We start from the raw sequence: 10,619 nt of genomic DNA on the forward strand, positions 1-10,619 counted from the left end.
AACGCAGGAGGCACCCGTGCCGCATGTGTCCGAACGACCCGCAGGCCTGGGCCGCATTGCCCAGGATGCCACCCAGGTCCTCTACCAGCACCGCCTCGTCTCCACCCGCCAGCTCCACCACCTGATCACTCCCCACCACACGTGCAACGAGTACCTGCGCCGCCAGCTGCACGCCCTGCGGGAAGCAGGGTTCACCGAAGCTGTCGGACGCCGCCAGGCGGGAAAGACCGAGCTGCTGTGGTGGCTCACCGACAGAGGCGCCACCGCCGTCGAGTCCGACGGCCTTCTGCCGCAGCGTCCTTATCGCATGAGCACCGAAGCCGCTCTCGGCCCCCTGCAGGGTCACACCCTCGCCACCGTCGAAACCGGGCTCGCCTTCGTCGACTGGGCCCGCCGCCTGGACCACGAATGCGGCCCCCTCGACTGGACCCCGGAAATCGCCCACCCCTACCGCGACGAGGCCCGCCCCGGCGAGGACCTGACCCTGGTCCCCGACGCCGTCCTCAACTACGTCCACACCGATCAGAAGGCACAAGAACGCACCCTCCTCACCTTCTTCGTGGAGGTCGACCGGACCCAGATGACCATCGCGCGCCTCGCCGCCAAGCTGCACGCCTACGCCGCCTACCAAGCCTTCGTCCCGCAGCCGCAAGTCCGCAGCAGAAGCGTCACCGCACACCGCACCGCGCCGGCCTGGCGCTCCCGATACCCCGTCTTCCCCCGACTCCTGATCATCCTCACCGGCGCCTCCGAGCGCCGCCTGCAGCGCCGCATCTCCGACCTACGCAGCCTCGCCGCTGCAGACCCCGCTCTGGCGGCCACCGCGCTGCGAGCCGGCGTCACCACCCTCGAACTCCTCAAAAACGAGGGGCCCTTCGCCCCCATCTTCACTCCAGTACTCGGAAGCACTCCCGAACCGACCGACGCCTGGCTCCAGCCCCAGACCGCCACCGCCTGAAGGAGACTCCCTCATGCCGTTTCCGACCCAGCGCACGCCGCTCACGCCCTACCCCGAGCCCGCCGGCGCCTTACCTGCCTGCCAGGACTCCGCCGCTCTGCCCCGCATGTTCCCGGCCCCCGTAGCAGAACTCATGGCCGCCTTCTGCCACACCCGCGGCCTGCCAACGCTTGCCACCAACGAGGCCTGCGCCGATGAGTACCGGATGGTCGCGCGCTCCGTCATCCAGCACATCCTCGAGGGCTGGCAAGAACTCACCCAGGGACACGGAACCATGGGCGACCTCGTCATCAACGCAGCGCTCCCGCCCGTCGCCTACCCGACCTCCCGGCCTTCAGCCGATCCCGCCTGACGAACGCGGAAAGAATGACCATCCGCTTAGCCACGAATCGACATTCTCGGTACGCGAATGGGCGGCCTATCCCACCGGACGGGATATATACACGGCACATGTCCAACACGTTTGAAATGTCCTAATTGGGCCCTGGATTGACGTCCTGAGCTGCTGAAACGGGCTTGGGAGAACAGGGGGAGACCGCGTACGGTATGTGAAAGGAGTGACCACTGTTTGTGGTTGAAGACGCAACAGGGTAATTCTGCAAACGCAACACGACCGAGATTTCGCACAGTTGACCAGTAAACGGGGAGGCGCAGTGCCAGCGTCGACATCACGACAGCGAACCCACCTCGGCGCACGCAACTTCAGGCGGGCCACTGCGCTGCTCGTGTCGGGCTGCGCCCTCGCCGCCGTGTCTGCCTGTAGCTCGGATGACCCGAAAAGCACCGAATCCTCCGCCCCCGCGACAGCATCGCAAAGCGCCTCGCCCACCCCTCTGTCTGCCAAGGAGAAGGCGAAGAGGGAAGCCATCGCGACCTACCAGGCGCACTGGAAGGGTATGGAGCAGTTCTACGCTGACAGCAGCGGCTCCTCCAACTACTTGGAGAAGACGACGGCTTACTCCGCACTCGAACAAGCGAAGACCGACGTTAGGGACCTGCACGGCCGAAACGTCATCTACACCGGCCACGTTGAAGTGGGAAACCCCACCGCCACGAGTGTCGATGTAGACCGCAAGGTTCCCAACGTCATCATTTCGAGCTGCCTCGACATCTCGAAGTGGTACGCGAAGAACTCAAAAACCAACAAGCCCATCGCGTTCCCGTCCGACAGGCTCACGAAATACGTGATCAAGGGAACGGTTGAGCAGCTGCACGACGGGTGGCGTGTTACGAGGGATGAGCCCCAGGACACGCGGTGCTGACCCCTCGGCGCAGCCTCGGGGCGACAGCGGCCTTGCTCCTGCTGACACTCTCCGCGGCTGGAGCGGCTTACGCAGACGATCACCCTGGCCAGGCTGGCACTGCCTGCGGCGGATTCACGTGCCGAGCCGAGGTCGAAGTGCCTGGTTCAGCGGACAGCAGCGGAACTGACACGGCTGACCAGAACAAAAGCGGCGGGGGCGGCAAGAGCGGCAAGAAGAGCCGCTGGTCTTGCACCTACGAGAAGGCTGACCCCCAGCCGGACGCGGAAAGTCTGGACTGGGAAGGCCACAAGCCCGGCGACGGCGCCGTGTACAAGCAGACCTGCAAGTTCGACGGCTCCTTGAACACGGTCGTCCGCAACGTATGGGCTGCGGATCCCCCTGAAGCAGACGTGGACCCGGCGCAGCTGGCGCAGCAGGCCGTAGACAAGATGACACTCCTGGGTCCTGAGATCGGCATCACGCCCAAGCCTGGTGGCAAGGGAGTGGTCGGCATGCCGGTCTATCTGTGGACTGCGAAGAACGCGGAGACCTTCGGCCCGAACGTGGCGTCGGCCTCGGCTGGCGGGATCACCGTCACCGCAACGGCGAAGGTGCAGAAGATCGTGTGGACCATGGGGGACGGTAACTCCGTGACCTGCACTACTGCAGGTACGCCGTACAAGCCGGAGTACGGCAAACAGCCGTCACCGGACTGCGGCTACCGGTACAACTCCCCCTCGTCGACGACGAAGTCCGGGCGCTTCCATGTGTCGGCCACCTCTACGTGGTCGATCGGATGGGAGGCGACCAACGGGCAGACCGGTGAGCTCAACGAGGTTCGCGATGCCGCCGTGGACATCAACGTCGCCGAGGTCCAGGTCCTCAACTAGCGCCCCTGAAATACGAGGTACGACTTTCATGGAATCCCCTGTTGCCCCGCAGGTGCCGCGCCCGGCGCCGCCTCGGCCTGACGTGCCGATCACGACGTCCACACCGGTGAAGCGGGAGCGGCGCTGGTCCGCCGTCGCGTTGTGCGCGGCGCTGGCTGTCGTGTGTGGGCTGGGGGCGGCTTTCGCAGTCAGTTCCACCAGCGATCGCAGCAAGGTCCTGGCTGTGGCGCACGACGTTCCGGCGGGGCAGGCGCTGACAGCGTCTGACTTGACCGTTGCCGAGGTGTCTGCGGATGCTGCGCTCTCGCCAGTTCCAGCCGGGCAAAAGGGAGCGATGGTCGGGAAGCGGGCCGCGGTCGATCTGAGAAAGGGTGGGCTGCTGACTGCCGCGCAGGTCGCCGCAGGCACCGGTCTGGGAGACGACCAGCAGCAGGTCGGCGTGCAGGTCAAGCGGGGCCAGGCACCGGCGGGTTCGCTGGCACCGGGCGACAAGGTTCTGGCCGTGACCACCCCCGCACAGGGCGAGCAGGACACCTCTGGCAGCAAGGCCGAGGCCCCGCCGACGTCTGTGGACGGCACGGTCGTCTCTGTGTCCCGCCCGGACGCCTCCGGCAGCGTGGTGGTGAACCTGGCCGTAGCGGAATCCGACGGCCCGCTGCTGGCAACCCGCGCCTCGCAGGGCCGGATCGCTCTCGTGCGCGAGCCCCGGAGCTGACCATGACGATCACTGCCCTGGTTTCTGCCAAGTCCTGCGGAGTGACCACATCGGCGCTGGCCCTCACACTGGCCTCGTCGGCGCCGAGCGTGCTGGCCGAGTGCGACCCCGCCGGCGGCACGGTACGCGCCGGGTATCTCCAGTCCACGGTGGGCGCAGGGGTCGGGCTGTACCACCTAGCCAAGGCGGAGCGAGCCGGAGCAGAGGAATTCGCTCACGCGTTTGCAAGCCATCTGTGGTGGCTGGACGAGGCCGGGCACCGCAAGCTGCTCCCGGGCCTGACCGATCCAGGGCAGGCAGCGGCCATGACCCGAACCTGGCCGACCCTGGCCGAAGTCCTGCACGCCATGTCCGAGCCGCCGCGCGACGAACACGGGTACCCGCTGGAGGGCACGCAGGAGCACGACGTCTACATCGACGCTGGCCGTCTGGCCCTGGACTCCGGCCGTCTGCATCCCGTCCTGACCCCGGCTCCGCTGTTGTACCAGGCGGATCTGGTGCTCTTGACGGTCCGCGGCACGGAGCAGTCCCTGTCTTTGGCCCGGCACGTGATCGACCCGCTGCGCGTCGAGCTGATGGAGCGGGGCCGGTGCGGAGACTCGCTGGGCATCATGCTCATCGAGGACGGTCCCTACCGCTCCCACCAGGTCGCCGAGACCCTGAAGACGCCCGTGATGGGGGTGCTGCCCTTCGACGCGGAGGTCGCTGCGCTGTACGCGCAGGGCGGTCGGCCCCCGCGCGGATACGGACACCGGGACTTGCTGACGCATGCCCGTTCCACCGCTGACAGTTTGCGGGCCATCGTCCGCCACCGCACCACCCAGCGCGACTACGCCTCACGCCCCACCCATCACCGGATGGCCGGCGTGCTGCAGCGCATGACCGACAGGGGCCGCCGCCATGGCTGACACGCACCCCCGCCCCCACAACGGCGCGAGCGCGATGAACCGCGCGGACATCGCCGACCTGGTCGCCCGCAGACTCGCCTCCTCACGGCCCGCAGCGCAACCGCCCGTCGCCGCCCCGCTGCCCCAGGACACGACACCGCCCGCGTCTACCGCCCCGGCACACCACCCGGCGGGCGCTGCGGACGTGCCCCGGCTCGTGGACCTCCCGGGAGCCGGGCCCGCGGAGTGGGACGTCGTCCGGCAGTTCTGGGACGTGGTCCAGGAGCTGCAGGCGCAGGTGTCCGACCAACTGTCCGCTCAGGATCCCAATCGGCAGCTTCTGCAGGAGGCCGACCGGCGGGCCCTCGCCAAACGCCTCGTGCGGAACGCGGTCGCTGACTGGGCCACCCAGTACGCCCAGGGCATCGGCAACCAGCCGCTGACCGAGGAGCAGGAAGCCGCCATTGGCACCGCGGTGTACGACGCCATGTACCGCGGCGGCCGCCTGCAGTCCCTGCTCGACCAGGACGGCGTCGAGGACGTCATGGTCGACGGGCTCACCGCGCACGTGGAGTTCTACGACCGGCCCCGCCAAGAGGTCGAACGGGTCGCGGACAGCCACGACGAGCTGATCAAGTGGGTCAACCGAATGGCCGCCCTGTCCGGACACGGAGAGCGCGCATTGACCCAGGCCAGCCCCAACGTCGGCTTCCGTATGCCGGACGGATCCCGCGTCACCGCGTCACTGATGACCACCAGGCCCTCCGTCGTGATCCGCCGCCACCGCATCAAGCAGCACGGCATCGACGAACTGATCAACTGGGGCTCGCTCAACCAGATGCTCGCCCTGTTCCTGCGTGCATGCGTGGCCGCCAAACTGAACATCCTGGTCGTGGGCGACATGGGCGCCGGCAAGACATCGCTGCTGCGCGCGCTGGGCCGGGAAATCCCGGCAGGGGAGCGGCTGGTGACCCTGGAGTCGGACCGCGAGCTGTACCTGGACGAACCCGTCCCCGACAAGCCCGGCCCGCTCACCTTTGCCTTCGAAGCACGGCAGTCCAACGGCGAGGTACGGGCCAGCGGAGATGGCGGCGCCGGCGAGATCACCATCTCGGATATGTTCGCCACCGCGCTGCGGTACAACGCTAGCCGCGTCATCGTCGGTGAGGTCCGCTCCACGGAGATCCGGCCGATGCTGCAGGCGATGTCGGCAGGTGGCTCCGGATCGATGTGCACCCTGCACGTGCGGCGTCCGCACGGCATCGTCTCCCGGCTCGTCGAACTGTGCACCGACGCCGGAATGCAGACCCAGGCCGCCCACCACCTGATCGCCTCAGCAATCGACGTCGTCGTCTACCTCACCTACCTCGACGAGACCGCGATCGGCGGGAAGAAGCACCGTTTCGTCTCGCACATCTACCAGGTCGAGGACGAAGTGGGGGAGACCGGACGCCCCATCATGACCAGGGTCTTCGGCCCCCAGGCCGGAGAGAGGCGCGCCATTTTCGAGCAGATGCCCTCCTTCATCGACGAACTGGAACTCACGGGACTGATGAAGGCCGCCTACCTCAACGACAACCCCTTCGGAGCGTGGCTGGGACCGCTTGAGACGGTGAGGCGCTGATGGCCGCCGACCTGCTCCGCTCCGGCATGGCCAGCCCCAGCCTGGACCGGTTCCTGGACGCGTGCGTGCACACCCGCCAGACCATCCTGGTCACCGGAGCCGCGGGCGCCGGAAAGACCACCGTGCTCTCCGCGCTCGCGCGCCACATCCCCTCCCACCACCGCGTCGTGACTCTGGAGACCAAGCGCGAGCTGCGTCTCGCCGAGGACACCTCAGGCGACAGGCCCAGCGTGGTGGACCTGTACGGGCCGGACAGCAACATGGAGCAGATGTTCGCCGCCGCTCTGCGCCAGAGCGCCCATCGCCTCCTTCTGGGCGACATCACGACCGCTACCTTCGCCCCCTGGATGCGTGCAGCCGCCTCCTGCGCCGGATCGATGGCAACACTGCGCACCCAGGGCAGCGATCCCGATGGGGCCTTGAGCACCTTCTTGCAACTGGCAGAAGACAGCGAGTCCGTCTTCTCCACCCGGCTGGCCTCCGCCATGACCGCGACCAGCATCGATCTAATCGTGCACGTCACCAGCACTGGGCACCCGGGGGACGGAAAGCGCCGGCACTTCATCTCGCACGTGAGCGAGATCGAGAACGTCTCCGGTATGCCCGTCCTCACCCCTGTCTTCGCACCCAGCCGTGAAGATCCCCGAGCCGTCTTCCAGATCTATCCGACCTTCATGAGCGAACTGACGCGAAGCGGCCGCACACAGCGCACCGACCTGGTCGATCCCGGGCAGGGCTGGCCCACGCCGTGGAGCGGAGACACACCGGCATGAACACCGCACAGACTTCACTCATCGCCGCCCTGCTGGCCGCCCTGAGCGTCGTCGCTGTCTTCCTCGCCGTCCGCGAGGGACGCGGCCGCACCCTCAAGCCCGGCAAGCCGCAGTCGTCCATGGCCGACCGCATGCAGCGGGCCAAGGCCGAATTGCCGGACAAGTGGCAACGCCGCTGGAGGCCGCTGCTGCTGACCGCCGGCCTGGTGACCCTAATCGTGTGGGCCTGGACCGGCTGGCCCGTACACGGGCTGCTGGCCGGCGCCGCCGTCCTGGCCGTGCCCTACATCCTCAACCCCGGCACCCCCGCCCTGGCCCGGATCGAACGTCTGGAAGCACTGGGTCAGTGGCTCAACAGCCTCGCCGGAATCCACCGGGCCGGAATCTCCCTCGCCCAGACCATCCAGTCCTCGGTGAAGACCGCCCCAACACCGATCGCGGAACACGTAACGGTCCTCGCGCAGCGCCTGCGCGTCGGCATCGAGCCATACGACGCCTACGCGCTGTTCGCCGACGAACTCGCCGACGGTGTCGTGGACCACGTGATGATGCTCTTCCAGTCGCACACCCAAATCTCGGGCCAGGGAATGTCCGACGCGCTGGAAGCACTGGCCGCCAACATTCACCAGCAAGCCGCTGACGCCCGCGAAATCGAGGCCGACCGAGCCAAGGTCCGCAAGAACAGCCGCCTGACCAGCACCGTCGTCTGCGTCGTCGTGGTCGGCTGCATGCTCAACGAGCAATGGTCCGGCTGGTACCAGTCACCGCTGGGCCAGATCGTTCTCGCCGTGCTCGGCGCGCTGTTCGCCTACTCGCTGCGCTGGCTCCGCCGCATGGCCATCGCCAAGCCCGACCCGCGCCTGCTCAACCCCCTGCCCACGACCACCCGCCACCTCCCGGAAGGCGGGCAGCGATGATCCCCCTGCAGGCCGTCCTGCCCGCGACCGTCGCCGGCGCCCTTATCGGGCTCGCCGTCAAGGCCGCCATGCCCGCCCGCCGCGACCTGACCGCGGCCCTGGACCATCTCGACGTGACCAAGGCCCGCAACCCCCTGCTCACCACCGGCACCTCCCGGACGTCGAACGTGCCGACCCGCGTCGGTGAACGCCTGATCGCCGACCTCGGCAGCCGCATCACCTTGCCCGTCAAGGACCTCAACCTCCTCGGCATCACCCCCGCCGAACACCTCGGCCAAAAAGCCGTCTTCGCCCTGTACGGACTGGTGTTGCCCCAGCTGCTGACCATCGTGTGCGCCCTGGCCGGCATCAGCTTCTTCACTCTGCCCCTGGTGCTCTCCCTGACCATGGCCGGCCTGTTCTGGTTCTGGCCCACCAAGGAAGTCAGCAAGAAGGCCGCCGCGGCACGCCTGATGGTGCGCCACGCCACCGCCTCATACCTCGAGCGCGTGGCCCTGGCCCGCATCGCCAACCGCGGCGCCCCGGACGCCCTCGTCAAAACAGCCCAGGTCGGCGACGGCTGGATCTTCGTACGGATGCGGCAGGTGTTCCACCAGGCCGACCTGTCCGGCGTCAAAGTCTGGGAAGCCCTGCGCCAGCTCGGCGAGGAATTGGACATTCCCGAACTGACCCGGCCCGCCGACACCGTCGAACTCGCCGGAGAAGGCGCCGCCGTCTACACCACCCTGCAAGCCCAGGCACGCCAGCTGCGGGTGGCCTTGATCGCCGACGCCAAGGCACAGGCCAACGAGAAGTCGGCGACGATGATCCTTCCCGTCGCCTTCGGCGTGATCCTCATGCTCATCTTCGTGATGATCCCCCTGGCTGCTTCCATCCTCGGCAGCTGAACAACTCAAGGAGAACCCCGTGATCGACCCGCTGCGCACCCTGCTGACCCACCGCTGGAACCTGCTCAAGCAGAATCGCGACGAGGGCCAGTCCGTCACCGAACTCGCCATCATGGCGGCCGTCCTCATCGTCGTAGCCGCAGGCCTGGTCGTGGCCATCAAGTCCAAGGTCGCCGAGAAGATCGGCATCATCGAGGGCGGCTGACCCATGTCCCGCACCGCACGAGAGAAGGGCAGCAGAGGGTGAAAGCACGTGCGCGTCGGTGGATGCGCCGCATCACCACACGCGTCACCAACGATCGCGGCGCGGCCAGCGTCGAGCTGTCCGTTATCGCGATCGTCGTGCTGCTCCTGGTCTTCTCCGCCCTCCAGGTCGGCCTCTGGTTCCACGCCCGCGACGTGGCCCGATCCGCTGCGCGCCAAGGCGTCGAACAGGGACGGCAGACCGGCAGCAGCCCTGCGGAAGCCGTGGCGCAGGCCGAAGACTTCCTGGCCAAGTTCGGCGGCAGCGTCAAAGCCCCCAGTGTGTCCTCGGACGGAAGCACCGCCGAGCAGATCCGCATCACCGTGCGCGGCAACGTCGCCACCCTGATTCCCGGCCTGACCCTGTCCGTCAGCCAGCACGTGGACGCACCGGTGGAAAGGTGGACCAACCCGTGAAGGCCCAACGCCCCCCGGCACGCGGCCGGATACGGCGCCTGGCGAGTAGGGACCACGGCTCCGTATCGCTGGAGACAGCGATCCTGGCCCCCGTGTTCATCATCCTGCTGCTGCTCATGGTGGCCTTCGGACGGGTCATCGCAGCCAACGGCGCTGTCGACTCCGCGGCACGCGCGGCCGCCCGCGCCGCCTCGCTGGAACGGGACGCCGACAGCGCGCAGAGCAGCGCCCAGGCCGCAGCCGAGCGCAGCCTCAGCGGAGAAGGCATCACCTGCACCGCCTCCAGCGTGGTCGTGGACACCAGCGGCTACGCCATCGAGCAGGGGGTCGCGGCGACCGTGACCGCCTCCCTGTCCTGCACGGCCAACCTGTCCGACATCGGCTTGCCCGGCCTGCCCGGCGCGAAGAAGCTCAGCGCGTCATGGCAGAGCCCGATCGACACCTACCGAGGGCGGAGCCAGTGACCCAGCGTCGACAAACCCTCAGGGATCCCGACAGCCGAGCACACGTCCGTGCCCGCCCCCGGCGCGCACCCTGCACCCAGGCACCGCGCGATCACACGACGCCTCACCCCAGGCCAGCAAAGCAATCTCTCGCTCCGGTCGCACGCAGCACGGTCCGTTCTGCTGCCACCGTCCGGCACAACGCCCTAATTGCGCAAAAGGACCGGGGCTCCATGTCCGTCTTCTTCGCTCTGGCGACGGTGGGCCTTCTGATGGTGATGGGACTCCTGGTCGACGGCGGTGGCGCCCTAAACGCAGCCAACCGCGCCACCTCGCTTGCCCAGGAGGCCGCCCGCACGGCCGGTCAGCAACTTGACGACGCGCAGGCCGTCCAGGGAACAGCGATCATCGTGGATCCGGACGCAGCTGCCGGCGCGGCACGCGACTACCTGGCCAACGCGCACGCTCAAGGCGACGTGCAGATCATCGACGGTGGACAACGCCTGTCCGTCACCGTCACCAGCGAGTACCACACCTACTTCGCGCAGCTGGTCGGGAAGAGCACCATCACAGTGAACGGCACCGCCACTGCCCACCTGCAGACCCACGGAGACTGAGTCC

The 10,619-nt window shown here is 67.9% G+C and carries 14 protein-coding genes; all 14 read left to right on the forward strand.

Annotated features, from left to right (window positions below; all coding sequences use genetic code 11):
• The first annotated feature begins 16 nt into the window (after window positions 1–16).
• The 14 genes from C1N81_RS04375 (at window position 17) to C1N81_RS04440 (ending at window position 10,615) form a co-directional block, all read left to right on the forward strand.
• Complete coding sequence (locus tag C1N81_RS04375) at window positions 17–958, forward strand: replication-relaxation family protein (RefSeq protein WP_394426968.1); 942 nt, start codon at window positions 17–19, stop codon at window positions 956–958.
• Window positions 959–971: 13 nt separating this feature from the next.
• Window positions 972–1,310 (forward strand): hypothetical protein, encoded by a 339-nt coding sequence (locus C1N81_RS04380; RefSeq protein ID WP_394426970.1) that lies wholly within the window; start codon window positions 972–974, stop codon window positions 1,308–1,310.
• Window positions 1,311–1,611: 301 nt separating this feature from the next.
• Entirely contained in the window at window positions 1,612–2,220 is a 609-nt protein-coding gene (locus tag C1N81_RS04385) for a hypothetical protein (RefSeq protein ID WP_394426973.1), read from the forward strand.
• On the forward strand, window positions 2,214–3,092 hold the full coding sequence (locus C1N81_RS04390; RefSeq protein WP_394426976.1) for an ATP/GTP-binding protein: 879 nt from the start codon (window positions 2,214–2,216) through the stop codon (window positions 3,090–3,092). The genes C1N81_RS04385 and C1N81_RS04390 overlap by 7 nt, the downstream gene beginning before the upstream one ends.
• A gap of 28 nt (window positions 3,093–3,120) precedes the next feature.
• Window positions 3,121–3,807: an SAF domain-containing protein gene (locus tag C1N81_RS04395; protein ID WP_394426978.1), complete on the forward strand. Its 687-nt coding sequence runs from the start codon at window positions 3,121–3,123 to the stop codon at window positions 3,805–3,807.
• A 2-nt stretch (window positions 3,808–3,809) separates the two neighbouring features.
• Window positions 3,810–4,715, forward strand: coding sequence for a hypothetical protein (locus C1N81_RS04400; protein ID WP_394426980.1), 906 nt, complete (start codon window positions 3,810–3,812; stop codon window positions 4,713–4,715).
• Complete coding sequence (locus tag C1N81_RS04405) at window positions 4,708–6,318, forward strand: CpaF family protein (RefSeq protein WP_394426982.1); 1,611 nt, start codon at window positions 4,708–4,710, stop codon at window positions 6,316–6,318. Before C1N81_RS04400 ends, C1N81_RS04405 begins: the two co-directional genes overlap by 8 nt.
• On the forward strand, window positions 6,318–7,091 hold the full coding sequence (locus C1N81_RS04410) for an ATPase, T2SS/T4P/T4SS family (RefSeq protein WP_394426984.1): 774 nt from the start codon (window positions 6,318–6,320) through the stop codon (window positions 7,089–7,091). The genes C1N81_RS04405 and C1N81_RS04410 overlap by 1 nt, the downstream gene beginning before the upstream one ends.
• Window positions 7,088–8,008, forward strand: a complete 921-nt coding sequence (locus tag C1N81_RS04415) for a type II secretion system F family protein (RefSeq protein WP_394426986.1) — start codon at window positions 7,088–7,090, stop codon at window positions 8,006–8,008. Before C1N81_RS04410 ends, C1N81_RS04415 begins: the two co-directional genes overlap by 4 nt.
• Window positions 8,005–8,895, forward strand: a complete 891-nt coding sequence (locus C1N81_RS04420) for a hypothetical protein (protein ID WP_394426988.1) — start codon at window positions 8,005–8,007, stop codon at window positions 8,893–8,895. Before C1N81_RS04415 ends, C1N81_RS04420 begins: the two co-directional genes overlap by 4 nt.
• Window positions 8,896–8,914: 19 nt before the next feature.
• A complete protein-coding gene (locus C1N81_RS04425) occupies window positions 8,915–9,100 on the forward strand; it encodes a hypothetical protein (protein ID WP_394426990.1) in 186 nt (61 codons plus the stop codon).
• Between the two features lie 62 nt (window positions 9,101–9,162).
• Entirely contained in the window at window positions 9,163–9,555 is a 393-nt protein-coding gene (locus C1N81_RS04430) for a TadE family protein (RefSeq protein WP_394426991.1), read from the forward strand.
• Complete coding sequence (locus tag C1N81_RS04435) at window positions 9,552–10,019, forward strand: TadE/TadG family type IV pilus assembly protein (protein ID WP_394426993.1); 468 nt, start codon at window positions 9,552–9,554, stop codon at window positions 10,017–10,019. The genes C1N81_RS04430 and C1N81_RS04435 overlap by 4 nt, the downstream gene beginning before the upstream one ends.
• 212 nt (window positions 10,020–10,231) lie before the next feature.
• The gene (locus tag C1N81_RS04440; RefSeq protein ID WP_394426995.1) at window positions 10,232–10,615 is read left to right on the forward strand and encodes a TadE/TadG family type IV pilus assembly protein; all 384 of its coding nucleotides are present in this window, start codon (window positions 10,232–10,234) and stop codon (window positions 10,613–10,615) included.
• Window positions 10,616–10,619 lie beyond the last annotated feature (4 nt).

It is taken from the genome of Streptomyces sp. SGAir0957, from assembly GCF_043523415.1.

Excerpts from the sequence above, each read along its gene's own strand:
- C1N81_RS04380 (WP_394426970.1), top strand. The coding sequence starts at position 972 with ATGCCGTTTCCGACCCAGCGCACGCCGCTCACGCCCTACCCCGAGCCC.
- C1N81_RS04395 (WP_394426978.1), top strand. The coding sequence starts at position 3,121 with ATGGAATCCCCTGTTGCCCCGCAGGTGCCGCGCCCGGCGCCGCCTCGG.
- C1N81_RS04400 (WP_394426980.1), top strand. The coding sequence starts at position 3,810 with ATGACGATCACTGCCCTGGTTTCTGCCAAGTCCTGCGGAGTGACCACA.
- C1N81_RS04405 (WP_394426982.1), top strand. The coding sequence starts at position 4,708 with ATGGCTGACACGCACCCCCGCCCCCACAACGGCGCGAGCGCGATGAAC.
- C1N81_RS04410 (WP_394426984.1), top strand. The coding sequence starts at position 6,318 with ATGGCCGCCGACCTGCTCCGCTCCGGCATGGCCAGCCCCAGCCTGGAC.
- C1N81_RS04415 (WP_394426986.1), top strand. The coding sequence starts at position 7,088 with ATGAACACCGCACAGACTTCACTCATCGCCGCCCTGCTGGCCGCCCTG.
- C1N81_RS04420 (WP_394426988.1), top strand. The coding sequence starts at position 8,005 with ATGATCCCCCTGCAGGCCGTCCTGCCCGCGACCGTCGCCGGCGCCCTT.
- C1N81_RS04430 (WP_394426991.1), top strand. The coding sequence starts at position 9,163 with ATGCGCCGCATCACCACACGCGTCACCAACGATCGCGGCGCGGCCAGC.
- C1N81_RS04440 (WP_394426995.1), top strand. The coding sequence starts at position 10,232 with ATGTCCGTCTTCTTCGCTCTGGCGACGGTGGGCCTTCTGATGGTGATG.